This window comes from Pseudomonas citronellolis, from assembly GCF_029335315.1.
In the GTDB taxonomy this organism is placed as follows: Bacteria; Pseudomonadota; Gammaproteobacteria; order Pseudomonadales; family Pseudomonadaceae; genus Pseudomonas; species Pseudomonas citronellolis_A.
In genome coordinates, this window is sequence record NZ_JARJLT010000361.1 from 1 (window position 1) to 15,467 (window position 15,467).

The 15,467-nt window shown below is 68.9% G+C and carries 13 protein-coding genes; 5 read left to right on the forward strand and 8 right to left on the reverse strand.

Annotated features, from left to right (window positions below):
* Positions 1-170: 170 nt before the first annotated feature.
* Entirely contained in the window at positions 171-743 is a 573-nt protein-coding gene (locus tag P3W75_RS27360; protein ID WP_276230449.1) for a flavin reductase family protein, read from the reverse strand.
* A gap of 16 nt (positions 744-759) precedes the next feature.
* The gene (locus P3W75_RS27365) at positions 760-1,680 is read right to left on the reverse strand and encodes a bestrophin family protein (RefSeq protein ID WP_276230450.1); all 921 of its coding nucleotides are present in this window, start codon (positions 1,678-1,680) and stop codon (positions 760-762) included.
* A gap of 176 nt (positions 1,681-1,856) precedes the next feature.
* Here P3W75_RS27365 and P3W75_RS27370 point away from each other — a divergent pair, with 176 nt between their 5' ends.
* On the forward strand, positions 1,857-3,116 hold the full coding sequence (locus tag P3W75_RS27370) for a carbohydrate porin (RefSeq protein ID WP_276230451.1): 1,260 nt from the start codon (positions 1,857-1,859) through the stop codon (positions 3,114-3,116).
* 64 nt (positions 3,117-3,180) lie between these two features.
* Positions 3,181-4,560 carry a metal-dependent hydrolase family protein gene (locus P3W75_RS27375; protein ID WP_276230452.1) on the forward strand — a complete coding sequence of 460 codons (1,380 nt, stop codon included), beginning with the start codon at positions 3,181-3,183 and terminating at the stop codon, positions 4,558-4,560.
* Between the two features lie 37 nt (positions 4,561-4,597).
* Here P3W75_RS27375 and mmsB read toward each other — a convergent pair whose 3' ends face one another.
* Together mmsB and P3W75_RS27385 are read right to left on the reverse strand one after the other, a co-directional pair.
* Positions 4,598-5,473: a 3-hydroxyisobutyrate dehydrogenase gene (gene mmsB / locus P3W75_RS27380; RefSeq protein ID WP_276230453.1), complete on the reverse strand. Its 876-nt coding sequence runs from the start codon at positions 5,471-5,473 to the stop codon at positions 4,598-4,600.
* A gap of 151 nt (positions 5,474-5,624) precedes the next feature.
* Positions 5,625-7,139 (reverse strand): CoA-acylating methylmalonate-semialdehyde dehydrogenase, encoded by a 1,515-nt coding sequence (locus tag P3W75_RS27385; protein WP_276230454.1) that lies wholly within the window; start codon positions 7,137-7,139, stop codon positions 5,625-5,627.
* Between the two features lie 146 nt (positions 7,140-7,285).
* Between P3W75_RS27385 and P3W75_RS27390 the strand changes: the two genes are divergently transcribed.
* Complete coding sequence (locus P3W75_RS27390) at positions 7,286-8,182, forward strand: LysR family transcriptional regulator (RefSeq protein WP_276230455.1); 897 nt, start codon at positions 7,286-7,288, stop codon at positions 8,180-8,182.
* A 268-nt stretch (positions 8,183-8,450) separates the two neighbouring features.
* Here the strand turns inward: P3W75_RS27390 and P3W75_RS27395 are convergent, their stop codons facing one another.
* Both P3W75_RS27395 and P3W75_RS27400 read right to left on the reverse strand, forming a co-directional pair.
* The gene (locus tag P3W75_RS27395) at positions 8,451-9,152 is read right to left on the reverse strand and encodes a YebC/PmpR family DNA-binding transcriptional regulator (protein ID WP_276230456.1); all 702 of its coding nucleotides are present in this window, start codon (positions 9,150-9,152) and stop codon (positions 8,451-8,453) included.
* A 92-nt stretch (positions 9,153-9,244) separates the two neighbouring features.
* On the reverse strand, positions 9,245-10,642 hold the full coding sequence (locus P3W75_RS27400; RefSeq protein WP_276230457.1) for a PLP-dependent aminotransferase family protein: 1,398 nt from the start codon (positions 10,640-10,642) through the stop codon (positions 9,245-9,247).
* Between the two features lie 164 nt (positions 10,643-10,806).
* On the opposite strand from P3W75_RS27400, the gene P3W75_RS27405 reads away from it, so the two are divergent.
* On the forward strand, positions 10,807-11,580 hold the full coding sequence (locus P3W75_RS27405; protein ID WP_276230458.1) for a class II aldolase/adducin family protein: 774 nt from the start codon (positions 10,807-10,809) through the stop codon (positions 11,578-11,580).
* 83 nt (positions 11,581-11,663) lie between these two features.
* A complete protein-coding gene (locus P3W75_RS27410) occupies positions 11,664-12,695 on the forward strand; it encodes an ABC transporter substrate-binding protein (RefSeq protein ID WP_276230459.1) in 1,032 nt (343 codons plus the stop codon).
* Here P3W75_RS27410 and P3W75_RS27415 read toward each other — a convergent pair.
* Positions 12,692-13,321, reverse strand: coding sequence for a class I SAM-dependent methyltransferase (locus tag P3W75_RS27415; RefSeq protein WP_276230460.1), 630 nt, complete (start codon positions 13,319-13,321; stop codon positions 12,692-12,694). The genes P3W75_RS27410 and P3W75_RS27415 overlap by 4 nt on opposite strands.
* A gap of 397 nt (positions 13,322-13,718) precedes the next feature.
* Positions 13,719-15,467: acyl-CoA dehydrogenase C-terminal domain-containing protein (locus tag P3W75_RS27420; protein WP_276230461.1), on the reverse strand; the 1,749-nt coding region annotated here is incomplete at its 5' end.

A 15,467-nucleotide genomic window follows, 5' to 3' on the forward strand; every position in this document is an offset into this window, starting at 1 on the left:
TCGAGCGCGGCGGCCCTCTCCCCAGCCCTCTCCCGCAAGCGGGAGAGGGGGCCACTCCGTGCCTGCGCAACCATTGGTGCATGCCTAACGTTTCCGGCTAACGCAGGACTTTCCGCCCATGCCGAACGGCCCCCTCTCCCTTCAGGGAGAGGGTTGGGGAGAGGGGCTCGTCAAGCCTGCGCCTTCGCGACCTGAAACGCCTCGCCGGTCGCGAAGAAAGCCCCGCCCGCCTGGTAGTGGATGGTCCGCAGCTCATCGTCCGGGAAATGCCAGCGGCCATTGGAGAACGCGCGTTCGTCGGCGTAGGCGGCCACGACTTCGGCGATGAACAGGTCGTACTTCTGCTGGTTGTGCGGCTCGTCGATCACCTTGCATTCCAGGTAGGCCACGCAGCCTTCGACGATCGGCGCCTGCACTTCACGGGCGCGGGCGGTGGCGATGTCGTAGCGGGCGAACTTGTCCAGCTCGCCGCCGTTGCTCGAGCCCACCGCCAGGGTCAGCTCGGCCTGGCGCCGCGACGGCAGCTGGATGACGAAGGTGCCGGCGCCTTCCACCAGGTGCCGCGACCAGGTGTTGCGGTCCAGCACCAGCATCAGCTTCGGCGGGTCGAAGTCCAGCGGCATGACCCAGGCCGCCGCCATCACGTTGGCCACGCCGTCGTGCTCGCTGGTGACGAGGGTCGAGGGGCCGTGGTTGAGCAGCAGGTAGGCCTTGGCCAGGGGGACGTCTTTCAGGTGGCTCATGGAATTTCCTCGTCGGTCAGAGCAGCAGCCCGTCCACCGGCTGCAGCGGCGCCGGCAGCTCCTGCTCGCCGAGGATTTCCAGCATGGCGATTTCCAGGTTGCGGCTCATGGCGTCCAGCGGCAGGTCGTTGGGCTGGGTGTCGAAAGGGTCGGCGATCTGGTCGCCGAGGGCGTCCAGGCCGAAGAAGGTGTAGGCCAGCACGCACACCGCCAGCGGGGTGAACCAGCCGATGCTGTCGACCAGGCAGAACGGCAGCAGGAAGCAGTACACGTGGACGATGCGGTGCAGCATCAGGATGTACGGGTAGGGGATGGGCGTGCCCCTGATCCGCTCGCAGCCGCCGAGCACGTAGGACAGCCGGCTCAGTTGCTGGTCGACGTTGGCCTGCGCCATGTCGCTGGCGCCGCCGCGCCGGCCGGCCTCGGCGAAGTCGCGACCGAGGCGGGCGAGCAGGGCGTTGCCGGGGTTCGGCGTGTGTGCCAGGGCGTCGGCCAGCTCGTCGCCGAGCAGGCGTCGGGCGTCGTCGCTCTGCGGGCGCCCGCGCAGTTGGTCGCGCAGCACGTAGGCGAACGCCGCCAGGCGCTCGATGAGGACGCGGCGCCCGCTGTCGTCCAGGCCGGGCAGCAGCGACAGGCTCTGCCGCGCCAGGTTGCGCGACACGATCAGCAGTTCGCCCCACAGCGTGCGCGCCTCCCAGAAGCGCTGGTAGGCCACGTTGTTGCGGAAGCCGAGGAAGATCGCCAGGGTCAGGCCCCAGAGGGTGAAGGGCGTGGAGGTGATCACCACCTTGTAGTGGTAGAGCGTGCCGTGGGTGGCCACCACCAGCGAACTGAGCAGCACCGTGTAGAGCACCTTGCGCCAGATCGCCGGGATGATCGAACCCTTGAGCGAGAACAGCAGCACCCAGAGCGTGGGGGTTTGCGGGCGGAGGATCATGCGCGGGTTACCTGCGGCAAAACATAACTGCTGGGCAGCGCCCAGGAAGAGGGCTAGCTTAGCTGAGTTGGCCCTCGCGCAGGGTATCTGGCGGCGAGGCGCAAATTCCCGACAGAGTTTTTCTGGCCACCGGACGACATTTCGGAAAAGCCCTGAGCAAAAGGGAGATTCCGACAATGCGACGTGCCATTGCCCTGCTTCTGTTGTGCTGCCCACTGTCCGCCATGCCCGCGGAGCCCTCCGACACTCGATCCAAGCCCCCACCCAAGACCCCACCCGCCGGCCTGACCGGCGACTGGTTCGGCGCCGGCCCGGACCTGCGCGAGGCCGGCGTCGACCTGCGCCTGGAATGGAGCCAGTTCTACCAGCACCTGGGGCGCGACGACCCGCGCAACGACCGACGCAACGCCTATGGCGGCAAGTGGGACGCGCTGCTGCGCCTGGACCTGTCGCGCATGGGCATCGGCGAAGGCTATTCGCTGACCGTGCAGGGCAACTTCAACCAGGGCACCACCCTCAATGGCCAGAACGGTTCGCTGATTCCGGCGAACGCGGCGGAGTTCTTTCCCGGCATCGAGGGCAGTGACGCCGACGATGTGATGGCGCTTTACCTGCAGAAGGACTTTTCCAGCACCTACTCGCTGCTGGCGGGCAAGCTGAACCTGGTCGAGTTCGCCCGCGGCACGCCGCTGCGCGGCGGCGGCGGGGTGGACACCTTCTGGAACGCCAGCCTGGCCACGCCGATCACCGGGGTGTCGCCACCCACCATCTATGGCACGCAACTGCGCATCAATACCCAGCCGGTGAGTTACTCGCTGACCCTGTTCGATGCCCAGGACGGCAGCAACACCAAGCTGTTCGAACACCTCTTCGACGAAGGCACCAACCTCATGGCCACCGCCACGCTGAAGACCTCGGTGGCCGGGCGCAGCGGCAACTACGGCATCAAGGGTATCTACAGCACCCGGCGCGGGCCGGACTTCAGCCAACTGGTCGAGTCGGTGACCAGCCGCGAGCCGCTCAACGAGAAGAAGGGCTCCTGGTACGGCAGCCTGTCGATGCAGCAGTACCTCGTCCAGGACCCGCTGGACCCGAAGCGCGGCTGGGGCGTTTTCGCCGAACTGGCGCGCGCCGACGGCAACCCCAACAACCAGCGCTGGAGCACCTACGTCGGCCTGGGCGGCAATGGCCTGCTGCCGGGGCGCCCGGACGACCGTTTCGGCGTCGCCTACTTCCGCTTCGGGGTCAGCGACGACCTCAAGGACGAGCTGCGCTCGATCTATCCGCTGACGGATGAGTCCGGCATCGAAACCTTCTACAACATCGCGGTGACACCCTGGTTGCGCATCAGCCTGGACGTGCAATACATCCGCCCGGCGTCGGACGACTTCGCCAGCAGCTTCTACACGGGGGTTGGTACCTATGTGCGCTTCTAGCCCGATGAGCCCGTCGCTGGCGCATGCCGGCGCCCTTGAAAAAAAACCTGCCTGGAGATTGCCCATGCGCCCCCACAGCTACCTGGCCTCGATGAGAGGCTGCGCCGTTTCCCTGGGCCTGTTGCTGGCCTCCAGCGTCGCCACAGCGGCCCCTGAGGCGACCGCTCCGGCCGAGGCGTCGGTGCTGATCCGCAATGTGCGGGTCTTCGATGGCAAGGCGACCAGCCTCTCCGCGCCCACCGACGTGCTGATCCGCGGCAACCGCATCGCGCGCATCGCCTCCGGCGCCCAGGTGGCCGAGGGCGAGGCCCCCGCGCAGACGCTCGACGGCGGTGGGCGGACGCTGATGCCCGGGCTGATCGACAACCACGCGCACCTGACCTTCTGGACCCTGCCGCTGCCGGTGATGATGACGGCCGATCCCGTCTACCTGCAGATTCGCGAGGCCGCCGCCGCCCGCGATTTCCTGATGGCCGGCTTCACCTCGGCGCGGGACGTCAGCGGGCCGGCGTTCGGCCTCAAGCGCGCGATCGACGAGGGCCTGGTGCCCGGGCCGCGCATCTGGCCGTCCGGGCCGATGGTCTCGCAGACCTCCGGGCACAGTGACTTCCGCCAGCTCAGCGACTTGCCCGGCAGCGCCAACCCGACGCCGATCGCCAGCGTGCGCCTGGGCTACACCGCCGTCGCCGACGGCGTTGCCGAGGTGCACAAGGTGGTGCGCGAGAACCTGATGCGCGGCGCCAGCCAGATCAAGCTCGCGGTGGGCGGCGGGGTCAGCTCGAACTACGACCCGGTCGACGTCACCGAATACACCAGGGAGGAAATCGCCGCGGCGGTGGCCGACGCCGACAATTGGGGGACCTACGTCACCGTCCACGCCTATACGCCCAAGGCGATCCGCATGGCGGTGGAGGCCGGGGTGAAATGCATCGAGCACGGGCAACTGATCGACGAGCCGACCCTGAAGCTGCTGGCCGAGCGCAAGGTCTGGCTGAGCCTGCAGCCGTTCCTCGAGGACGAGGACGCGATTCCCACCGTGCCGGGCTCGGACAACGAGCGCAAGTACCGCCAGGTCGCCGAGGGGACCGCCAGGGCCTACCAGCAGGCGCGCAAGCTCGGCGTGCGCGTCGCCTTCGGCACCGACATCCAGATGAACGCCAAGGGCGCCGAGCGCCTGCCGTTCTACCTGCCGAAACTCACCACCTGGTTCTCGCCGGCGGAAGTCCTCAAGCAGGCGACCGCCGACAACGCCGAGCTGCTCGCGCTGTCGGGGCCGCGCAACCCGTATCCGGGCAAGCTCGGGGTGGTGCAGGAGGGCGCGCTGGCGGACCTGCTGCTGGTGGATGGCGACCCGCTCACCGACATCAAGCTGCTGCAGGATCCGGCGCGCAACCTGCGGGTCATCATGAAGGACGGCAAGGTCTACAAGAATACCTTGCCCTGAGCCGCCGGCCCCTGGCCTGGGGCCAGGGGCCGTTGCTTCAGTCCTGCTGGTAGAGCTTGACGATGGCCGAGAAGTCCAGCTGGCCGTTGCCCTGGTTGCTGAAGGTCTGGAACAGCTGCTGGGCCAGCGCGCCGAGCAGCACCGGCTGGCGCGCCTGGCGCGCCGCTTCGCTGGCCAGGCCGAGGTCCTTGAGCATCAGGTCGGTGCCGAAGCCGCCGCTGTAGCCGCGCGCGGCCGGCGCGCCAGTCAGCGGGTTGTTGATCTCCGAGGCCCAGCAGCGGCCGCTGGAAGTGTTGATGATGCCGGCCAGGACCTCCGCGTCCATGCCCAGCTTCACGCCCAGCGACATGGCCTCGGCCGCGCCGATCATGCTGATGCCCAGCAGCAGGTTGTTCGCCACCTTGGCCACCTGGCCGTTGCCGGCGCCGCCGCAGTGCACGAGGTTCTTGCCCATGGCCGCGAGCACCGGCCGCGCGCGCTCGAAGTCGGCCGCGTCGCCGCCGACCATGAAGGTCAGGGTGCCGGCCGCGGCGCCGGCGGTGCCGCCGGAGACCGGCGCGTCGAGCATCGGGTTGCCCTGGGCCTGCGCCGCCGCCGACACCTCGCGGGCGCTGTGCGGGTCGATGGTGGAGGAGTCGATCAGCAGCACGCCGGGCTGGACCTTGGCCAGCAGGCCCTCGGCGCCCAGGTAGACCTGCTTCACGTGGGCCGCCGCGGGCAGCATGCTGATGATCACTTCCACGTCCGCGCTGGCCAGGTCCGCGGGCGAGGCCACGGCCTTGGCGCCCTGGCCGACGGCGGCCTGCACGGCGGCGCTGGAAAGGTCGAAGACGCTCAGGTCGAAGCCGGCCTTGAGCAGGTTGGCGGCCATGGGGCCGCCCATGTTGCCGAGTCCGATGAAACCGATGCGCATGTGCTGTCCCCTTGCCTGTTGTCGTTGTGCTGCCCCGCGCGGGCGGGGAAGGGTGTCGCGAATAGGGCCCGCACCGCGCGTGGCCAGAGGCCGGGGAGCGTCCTGTCTCCGAGGCTTGGGCCGGCGGGGCGCGCGGGCGGGTTTTTCGGGGTTACTTGAGCTCGATGGTGGTGTTCACCGCACCGCCGACCTCGTTCTCGTCGAACCAGCGCTCGGTGACGGTCTTGGTCTGGGTGTAGAACTGCACCACCTGCTTGCCGTACGGGCCCAGGTCGCCGAGCTTGGAGCCGCGCGAACCGCTGAAGGAGAACAGCGGCACCGGCACCGGGATCGGCACGTTGATGCCCACCTGGCCGACGTCGATCTCTTCCTTGAAGTGCCGCGCGGCGGCGCCAGAACGGGTGAACAGCGCGGTGCCGTTGCCGTTCGGGTTGGCGTTGATCAGCGCGATGGCTTCGTCGAAGGTGGCGGCGTGCATCACGCACAGCACCGGGCCGAAGATTTCCTCGCGGTAGATGCTCATCTGCGCGGTGACCCCGGAGAAGATGGTCGGGGCGACGAAGTTGCCCTGGGCGTAGCCGGCCACCTGCGGGTTGCGGCCGTCCAGGTCGAGGCTGGCGCCTTCCTGAATGCCGCGCTCGATCAGGCCGCTGACGCGGTCCAGGGCGGCGCAGGAAACCAGCGGGCCGACGTCGGTGCCGGCTTCGGCGCCGCCGCTGACCTTCAGCGACTTGGCCTTGGCCACCAGGTTCGGCAGCCACTGCTGCGCCTCGCCGACCAGGATCACCACCGAGAGCGCCATGCAGCGCTGCCCGGCGGCGCCGAAGGCCGCGCCGGCGATGGCGTTGAGGCTCTGTTCCTGGTTCGCGTCGGGCAGCACGATGGCGTGGTTCTTCGCGCCCATCATGCACTGCACGCGCTTGCCGGCCTGGGAGGCGCGGTTGTAGACGTGGGTGCCGACGCGGGTGGAGCCGACGAAGGAGACGGCCTTGATATCCGGGTGGTCGCAGATCGCGTTGACCGCGTCGGCGCCGCCGTGGATGACGTTGAGCACGCCCGGCGGTACCCCGGCCTCGTGGGCCAGTTCGACCAGGCGCATGGTCACCATCGGGTCCTGCTCGGAGGGCTTGAGGACGAAGGTGTTGCCGGTGGCGATGGCCATCGGGAACATCCACAGCGGGATCATCGCCGGGAAGTTGAACGGGGTGATGCCGGCGCAGACGCCCAGCGGCTGCAGCAGGGTGAAGGTGTCGACGCCGCCGGCCACGTTGTTGGCCAGCTCGCCCAGCTGCAGGTTGCCGATCGCCGCGGCGTGCTCGACCACTTCCAGGCCGCGGAACACGTCGCCTTCGGCGTCGGGCAGGGTCTTGCCCTGTTCGGCGGTGAGGATCGCCGCCAGTTCCTTCATGTTCTCGCGGATCAGCTGCTGGTACTTGAGGAAGATGCGCGCGCGGGCGCCGATCGGGGTTTTCTTCCAGGTCTTGAACGCGGCCTTGGCGCTGGCCACGGCGCGTTCGATTTCCTCGGCGGTGGCGAAGGGCACGCGCGCCAGGACTTCCTGGGTGGCCGGGTTGACCACGTCACGCCATTCGCGGGTGGTGGACTCGACGGGCTGGCCGTCGATGAAGAGTTTGACCGTGGGGACGGCAGCGTTAGGGGTGCTCATCGGATCTCCCAGCCTGCGGCGGTTTGTTGTTATGGGCCTTGGGGCGTGCCTCAAGGCGGTGGATTGATCCTATCAGTGCATTTTTGATGAATTCAATGCGGCTATGTGCAAGCATGCTCTGCGTTTTTGCACACTTGGAGCCGCCGATGGACTGGGACAACCTGCGCTTCTTCCTCGAACTCAGCCGCGCCGGCAAACTCACCGTGGCCGCGCGGCGCCTGGGCGTGGACCACACCACGGTGGCGCGGCGGCTGCAGGCGCTGGAGAAGAGCGTAGGCGCGCAACTGCTGGTGCGCGAGCCTTCCGGCTACCGCCTGACGGAGGCTGGCCACGGCCTGCTGCCCCAGGCCGAGGCCATGGAGAGCGCCTGCAAGGTGATCGAGAAGCGCCTGGCCGGCGCCGAGGACAACCTTTCCGGCAAGGTGCGCATCGGCGCCACCGAGGGCTACGGCTCGACCCTGCTGACCTCGCAGCTGGTGGAGCTGAACCGCCGCCACCCGCACCTGGGCGTGGACCTGCTGGCGGTGCCGCGGGCGCTGCAGCTGTCGCGCCACGAGGCGGATATCGTGATCACCCTGGAGCGCCCCGGGCGCGGGCCCTACCTGATCACCCGGCTGACCGACTACGTGCTGCGCCTGTACGCCTCGAAGGCCTACCTGGCCGAGCGCGAGCCGATCCGCAGCCGCGACGACCTGCGCGGGCACGCGCTGGTGGGCTACGTCGACGACCTGCTGTACAGCAAGGAGCTGCAGTACCTGGACGAAATCGGCCGGCCGCTGCACATGGCCCTGCGCTGCACCAGCATCCTCGCCCAGCAGCGCGCGGTGGCCGAGGGCGCCGGGCTGGCGATCCTGCCGGCCTTCGCCGCGGCGGAGGACCCGACGCTGCAACCGGTGCTGGAAGGCGAGATCGCGTTCGTGCGGACCTTCTGGATGCTGATGCCCACGGAGCTCAAGGACATCGCGCGGATGCGCACCACCTGGGATTTCCTCCGCGAGAAGGCCGAGGCGAGCCAGGCGGTACTCATGGGGCGTTCGGCATAGGGACGGCGGCGGATAACGCCGTAGGCGTTATGCGCCCTACGCAGGCGGTTGGGGCGGGGTAGGGCGAATAAAGCGGAACGCTTTATCCGCCGTCACCCCCGTCGCCGGGGCGCGATGCCGATGCGTCGGAATAGGGCTGGCGGCGGATAACGCCGTAGGCGTTATGCGCCCTACGCAGGTGGTTGGGCTGGGGTAGGGCGAATAAAGCGGAACGCTTTATCCGCCGTCACCCCCGCGAACGCGGGGGCCCAGCGGCTTCGGCCGGGTATCAGGCCAGGCCGACGTAGAGGTTCTGCACGTCGTCGTTGCCGTCCAGGGCGTCGAGGAAGGCTTCGACTTCCTCCAGCTCCGCGCCGGACAGGCTCACCGGGTTTTTCGCCTTGTAGCCGAGCTTGGCCGAGGCGACGGTGAAGCCGTGCTCGGGCAGGGCGCGGCAGACCGCGTCGAGGTCGGTGGCGTCGGTGAGGAACAGGGTGTCACCGTCTTCCTCGCCCGCCTCGAAGTCCTGGGCGCCGGCTTCGATGGCGGCCAGTTCCGGGTCGGCGTCGGCGCTGGCCGGGGTGGCTTCCACCAGGCCCAGGTAGTCGAAGTCCCAGGCCACGGAACCGGAGGCGCCGAGCTGGCCCTTGCGGAACAGCACGCGGATTTCCGCCACGGTGCGGTTCACGTTGTCGGTCAGGCATTCGACGATCACCGGCACGCGGTGCGGGGCGAAGCCTTCGTAGACCACGCGCTCGAAGCTGGCGCCGCCGTCGAGCAGGCCGGCGCCTTTCTTGATGGCGCGCTCCAGGGTGTCGCGCGGCATCGAGGCCTTCTTGGCCTGCTCGACGACAAGGCGCAGTTTCGGGTTCATGTCCGGGTCGGCGCCATTGCGCGCGGCGATCATGATTTCCTTGGCGAGTTTGCCGAAGACGCGGCCCTTGGCGTTGGCGGCGGCTTCCTTATGTTTGGCTTTCCACTGGGCGCCCATAGTGATCTCTTGGCTGGTTCGTGATGGGCGGCAAGTCTAAGCGCTGGCGCGGCGCCTGGCGATATCCGCTGGATCAACGCGATCTGTCCGACCTACGAAGAGCCGCCCTGGCGGGCGAGGAAGGCGTAGAGCCGTTCGTCCAGCGAGTGGGCGACGTTGAAGCGCAGCCAGGGCACGGTGCGGCCGTCGGGCATGAACAGCTGGCCGGGGAACAGCAGGATCTTCGCCTCCTTGGCGCGCTCGGCGAGCAGGGTGGCGTCGTCCACCGCGCGGTGCCGGGCCCAGAGGAACAGCCCGGCGCGCGGTTCGTGGAACAGCTCCAGGCCCGCCGCTTCCAGGCGCCGGGCGACGCTGTCGTGGGCCTCGCCGAGCTGTTCGCGGAGCTGGCGCACGTGCTTGCGCTGGCGGCCCTGGAGGAGGATGTCGAGGGCCAGGGTCTCGGTCAGTTCCGAGCTGGTCAGCCCGGCGACCATCTTCAGTGGCACCAGCTCCTCGATCAGCTCCGGGTGCGCGGCGATGAAGCCGACCCGCAGCGCCGGGGCGATGACCTTGGAAAGGCTGCCGATGTAGATCACCCGCGCCAGCTGGTCGAGGTTGGCCAGCAGCAGTTGGCCGGCGGGGTCGAGGTCGGCGTAGATGTCGTTCTCGACGATCAGGAAATCGTACTTCTCGGCCAGTTGCAGCAGGCGGTGGCTGGCCGCCAGGGACAGGCTGGCGCCGGTCGGGCTCTGCAGCCGCGCCTGGGTGAAGTAGACCTTCGGCCGGTGTTCGCGCACCAGCTGCTCCAGGCGCTCCAGGTCCAGGCCGTCGACGCTGCGCGGCACCCCGAGCAGGTTGGCGCCCTGCAGGCGCAGGTTGAGGAACAGGTTGTGGTAGCCCGGCTCGTCCACCAGCACCGGGTCGCCGCGCTGCACCAGGTAGCGCACCGCCAGGTCCAGGGCCTGGCTGGCGCCGCTGGTCAGCAGGATCTGCTCGGGGCTGGCGGCCACCCCGGCGTCGCCCAGGCGGTCGGCGAGCTTGCCGCGCAGGCGCGGGTTGCCCTTGCTGTGGCCGTAGTTGCCGAACTGCGCCGGCTCTTCCCGGGCCAGGCTGCGCAGGCCGCGCAGCAGGCCTTCGGCGTCCAGCCACTGCTCGGGCAGCAGGCCGACGCCGGGGCGCAGTTCCATGCCCAGCGGCTGGAACACCTTGTGCAGCAGCAGGTGGGCGTCGAAGTCGAACTCCGCCGTGGGCGCCTCGGCGGCGGTGTCCTCGCTGACCGGGCCGCGCACGTAGAAACCGGCGTTGGGCACCGCGTTCAGGCAGCCGCGCGCCACCAGGCGGTCGTAGGCCTCGACCACGGTGAAGTGGCTCACCCCGTGGGTCTGGGCGAACTTGCGGATGGAGGGCAGCTTGGCGCCGGGGCGCAGGCGCTGCTCGTCGATGGCCTGGGCGATGCCGTCGACGATCTGGGTGACCAGGGGAATGTCCGAGGTGGGGTCGAGCAACAGCATCCAGGGGTCCACTAGCTGAGGGGCGGAACTGTACAGGCCGGGCGACCATAACAGCATTGCAGGCAGTCCATCGCCGCTGTGCATGGCGGCCCGTGGGCCGGCGCAGCACACTCCGGACAGAACGCGGCGTCGACGCCGCGCGAGCCTGATAACAAGGAACAGCCATGCGCGACACAGCTTACAACATCGACCCCGCGAGTATTTCCCCCGAAGAATGGCAGGCGCGCTGCGAGCTCGCCGCGCTGTACCGGCTGATCGCGCATTTCCGCTGGACCGACCATATCGACACGCACATCTCGGCGCGTGTGCCCGGCGAGCCGGGGCATTACCTGATCAACCGCTACGGCGTGCTGTTCCATGAAATGCGCGCCTCCGACCTGGTCAAGGTCGACCACGCCGGCGACGTCATCGACCCGCGCTTCGGCCCGGACAGCGTCAACCGCGCCGGCTTCAACATCCACTCGGCGGTGCACGCCGCGCGCCCTGACGTGGCCTGCGTGATCCACACCCACACCGCCGCCGGCATCGCCGTGTCGGCGCTGGAAGAGGGCCTGCTGCCGATCAGCCAGCACGCGCTGAAGTTCCACAACCGCCTGGGCTACCACGACTACGAAGGCATCGCCCTGGACCCGGAGGAGCGCTCGCGGCTGGTCCGCGACCTCGGCCCGAACATGGCGATGATCCTGCGCAACCACGGCCTGCTGGCCGCCGGGCGCTGCATCGCCGAGGCGTTCAACCAGATCTACTTCCTCGAACGCGCCTGCCAGGCGCAGGTCCAGGCCCTGGCCGGCGGCCGCCAGCTGCGCTACCCGCCGGAAGCGGTGCGCGAGCGCGTCGCCGTGCAGGAAGAGGAAGCCCTGGCCGGTGGCCTGCACTTGCTGGCCTGGGAATCAGCGCTGCGGCTGATCGCCGACGGCGAGGCCGAATACCGCAGCTGACCCCTTACACTCGCGTCCCGGCCCGCAGAGGCCGGGCGCCTAGCGTGCTTGTAATCTGCCAACAACAAAGCCAAGAGGTGGAAATGAAAAACCCGATAGCGGCGGCCCTGCTGATGGGCCTGGCGTCCGGCGCCATGGCGGCCGACCTGAGCGTGATCTCCTTCGGCGGCACCAGCAAGGACGTACAGACCGAAGCCTTCTACAAACCCTTCGAGAAGGCCACCGGCAACAAGGTGATCGCCGGCGAGTACAACGGCGAGATGGGCAAGATCAAGGCCATGGTCGACACCCACAGCGTCAACTGGGACGTGGTCCAGGTCGAAGGCCCGGAACTGCTGCGCGGTTGCGACGAGGGCCTGTTCGAGCAACTGGACCCGGCGCGCCTGGGCAATGTCGCCGACTACGTGCCGGGCACCGTCTCCGATTGCGGCGCCGGCCTGCTGGTGTGGTCGATGGCCATGGCCTACGACGCCAAGCGCCTGAGCACCGCGCCGACCGGCTGGGCGGACTTCTGGGACACGCAGAAATTCCCCGGCAAGCGCTCGCTGCGCAAGGGCGCCAAGTACACCCTGGAAATCGCCCTGCTGGCCGACGGCGTGCCCAGGCAGGACCTGTACAAGGTGCTGGCCACCCCCGAGGGCGTCGACCGCGCGTTCCGTAAGCTCGACCAGATCAAGTCGTCGATCCAGTGGTGGGACTCGGGCGCCCAGCCCATGCAGTTCCTCGCCAGCGGCGACGTGGTGATGAGCACCGCCTACAACGGCCGGGTGTTCGCCGCGCAGCAGGAAGGCGCGCCGATGAAGGTGGTGTGGAACGGCAGCCTGTACGCCATCGACTCCTGGGCCATTCCCAAGGGCAGCCCGAAGAAGAAGGAAGCCGAAGACTTCATCGCCTTCTCGCTGCGCCCCGAGCAGCAGAAGATCCACACGGTGAAGCTGGGCTACGGCTCGGTCAACACCAAGACCACCGCGCTGCTCGACCCGGCCCTGGTGGAGCGCCTGAACACCGCTCCGGCCAACCTGGAGCAGGCGGTACCGGTGAACTTCGCCTTCTGGGTGGACCACGGCGAAGAGCTGGAACTGCGCTTCAACGCCTGGGCCGCCAAGAGCAACTAGCCGACCCGGCGCCACACGCTGGCCAGCCAGGGCTGCTGCTCGCGCGGCAGCCCGGCGGGCCGGTAGTAGTGCTCCAGCTGCTCGAAGCGCGCCGCTTCGAGCAGCTGCTTCCAGTTCTCCCAGTCGTGGTAGGAGCCGTAGCGCGGGCCGTTCCAGCCCTCGGCATTGTCCCCGCGCGGGTTCGAGGCGAACAGCACGCCGCCGGGCCTGAGTGCGGCGCGCAGTTGGGCCAGCACGCGCGGCAGCTCCTGGCGCGGCACATGGAACAGGCTGGCGTTGGCGTAGATGCCGTCGAAGCGCGCCTCGGGCAGGTCCAGCGCGAGGAAGTCCTGCAGCCACACCTCGCAGCCGCTGGCGTCACGGGCCATGTCGACGAACTCCGGGCAGCCGTCCAGGCCCACCGGCGCGTGGCCCATGCCCTTGAACACACAGAGATCGCGGCCCGGCCCGCAACCGAAGTCGAGCAGCGCGAAGGGCGGCTCGGCCTGGATGTGCCGCAGCAGCGCGGCGATGTTCTGGCTGACGTCGTGGTCGCGGGTGCCCTCGCGGAAGCCCTCGGCGGTGGCCTGGTAGTGCTGCAGGGTGAGACGGGAGATGTCGCGCAGGGTCTGGTCGTCGAGGGGCATGGCGGGCGTCGGTGCTTCGCTGAAAACACCATTCTACGCCGGGGCAGCTCTTGTAGGAGCGAGCTTGCTCGCGAACGGGGCCCGCCGGCAGCAGCTGTGCTTGAGATGAACCCCGTTCCCTCTCCCCAGCCCTCTCCCTGAAGGGAGAGGGGGCTTGTCCGTGCCGAGAATGGATTTGGCGTCAGTCGGCAACTTCGTGCTAGCCGGCTAACGCCAAAATACCCGAGCACTCCGAACAGTCCCCTCTCCCTTCAGGGAGAGGGTTAGGGAGAGGGCGTTCTTCAGTACACGCACCGACCCACCGACAGAACACCGTTCGCGAGCAAGCTCGCTCCTACACAATAAAAAAGCGCGGCGCGCCCCGAAGGGCTGGCCGCGCAACACGCTCAACAGGGGTTCAGAACTGCTCGGCCTCCAGGCCATAGAGGCTTTCGCTGCCGGCGCGCACCGCGCTGGCCAGGGACTGGGCGCGCGGCAGCAGGCGGGCGTAGTAGAAGCGCGCGGTGGCCAGCTTGGCGCGCTGGAAGTCGTCGGCCTGGGGCGCGGCGGCGCGGGCCATGCGCGCCCACATGTAGGCGTAGGCGGTGTAGCCGAACAGGTGCAGGTAGTCGACCGCCGCCGCGCCGGGCGCGCGCGGGTCCGTCTTAGCGCTTTCCTGCAGTTGTCGGGTCAGCGCTTCCAGTTGCTCCACGGCGCCCAGCAGCGGGGCGCTGAACTCGTCGTCCGGCGCGGCGTCGGCGAAGCCGCGGATTTCCCCGGCGAACAGCGCCAGCAGCGCGCCGCCGTTGGCCAGCACCTTGCGCCCGACCAGGTCCAGCGCCTGGATACCGTTGGTGCCTTCGTAGATCTGCGCGATGCGCACGTCGCGCACCAGCTGCTCCTGGCCCCATTCGCGGATGTAGCCGTGGCCGCCGAACACCTGCTGGCCGTGCACGCAGCTCTCCAGCCCGGTGTCGGTGAAGAACGCCTTGGCCACCGGCGTGAGCAGCGCCACCAGGCCTTCGGCGCGGGCGCGTTCCTCGGCGTCGTCGCCGTACTTGGCGATGTCCAGCTGCTGCCCGAGGTAGGTGGCGAAGGCGCGGCCGCCCTCGGTCAGGGCCTTCATGGTCAGCAGCATGCGGCGCACGTCGGGATGCACGATGATCGGGTCGGCGGCCTTGTCCTTGTGCTGCGGGCCGCTTGGCGCGCGGCTCTGCAGGCGCTCGCCGGCGTAGGCGCGTGCCGCCTGGTAGGACATCTCGGCGCAGCCGATGCCCTGGATGCCGATGGACAGGCGCTCGTAGTTCATCATGGTGAACATCGCCGCCAGGCCCTTGTTCGGTTCGCCCACCAGCCAGCCGGTGGCGCCGTCGAAGTTCATCACGCAGGTGGCCGAGGCCTTGATGCCCATCTTGTGTTCGATGGAGCCGCAGCTCACGGCGTTGCGCGCGCCGAGCGCGCCCTGCGCGTCGACCAGCACCTTGGGCACCAGGAACAGCGAGATGCCGCGCGAGCCGGCCGGGGCGTCGGGCAGCTTGGCCAGCACCAGGTGGATGATGTTCTCGGTCAGGTCCTGTTCGCCGCCGGTGATGAAGATCTTGCTGCCGCTGATGGCGTAGCTGCCGTCGGCGTTGGGTTCGGCGCGGGTGCGGATCAGCCCCAGGTCGGTGCCGGCGTGGGGTTCGGTCAGGCACATGGAGCCGGCCCAGCGGCCTTCGTACATGGCCGGCAGGTACTGGCGCTTGAGCGCCTCGCTGGCGTGGGCGTCCAGCGCCAGGCAGGCGCCGGCGGAAAGGGTGGAGTAGAGCGCGAAGCTGGCGTTGGCGGCGTAGGCCATCTCTTCGAACTGCACCGAGAGCATCTTCGGCATGCCGGTGCCGCCGTACTCCGGGTTGCCGGCCAGGCCGACCCAGCCGCCCTCGGCGTAGGTGGCGTAGGCCTCGCGGAAGCCGGCCGGGGTGCTCACCGCTCCGTCGCGCCATTGCGCGCCTTCCTCGTCGCCGCTGCGGTTGAGCGGAGCGAGCAGGCCGCCGGTGATCTTCGCCGCCTCTTCGAGGATGGCCTCGGCGGTGTCGGCGTCGACCCGCTCGGCCAGGGCCGGCAGGCGGCGCCAGAGGGCGGGGGCGTCGAACACCTCGTTGAGCAGGAAGCGCATGTCGCGCAGTGG

Coding starts and splice junctions, on each gene's coding strand:
- P3W75_RS27370 (WP_276230451.1), top strand. CDS start 1,857: ATGCGACGTGCCATTGCCCTGCTTCTGTTGTGCTGCCCACTGTCCGCC.
- P3W75_RS27385 (WP_276230454.1), bottom strand. CDS start 7,139: ATGAGCACCCCTAACGCTGCCGTCCCCACGGTCAAACTCTTCATCGAC.
- P3W75_RS27375 (WP_276230452.1), top strand. CDS start 3,181: ATGCGCCCCCACAGCTACCTGGCCTCGATGAGAGGCTGCGCCGTTTCC.
- mmsB (WP_276230453.1), bottom strand. CDS start 5,473: ATGCGCATCGGTTTCATCGGACTCGGCAACATGGGCGGCCCCATGGCC.
- P3W75_RS27360 (WP_276230449.1), bottom strand. CDS start 743: ATGAGCCACCTGAAAGACGTCCCCCTGGCCAAGGCCTACCTGCTGCTC.
- P3W75_RS27410 (WP_276230459.1), top strand. CDS start 11,664: ATGAAAAACCCGATAGCGGCGGCCCTGCTGATGGGCCTGGCGTCCGGC.
- P3W75_RS27415 (WP_276230460.1), bottom strand. CDS start 13,321: ATGCCCCTCGACGACCAGACCCTGCGCGACATCTCCCGTCTCACCCTG.
- P3W75_RS27390 (WP_276230455.1), top strand. CDS start 7,286: ATGGACTGGGACAACCTGCGCTTCTTCCTCGAACTCAGCCGCGCCGGC.
- P3W75_RS27365 (WP_276230450.1), bottom strand. CDS start 1,680: ATGATCCTCCGCCCGCAAACCCCCACGCTCTGGGTGCTGCTGTTCTCG.
- P3W75_RS27400 (WP_276230457.1), bottom strand. CDS start 10,642: ATGCTGTTGCTCGACCCCACCTCGGACATTCCCCTGGTCACCCAGATC.
- P3W75_RS27395 (WP_276230456.1), bottom strand. CDS start 9,152: ATGGGCGCCCAGTGGAAAGCCAAACATAAGGAAGCCGCCGCCAACGCC.
- P3W75_RS27405 (WP_276230458.1), top strand. CDS start 10,807: ATGCGCGACACAGCTTACAACATCGACCCCGCGAGTATTTCCCCCGAA.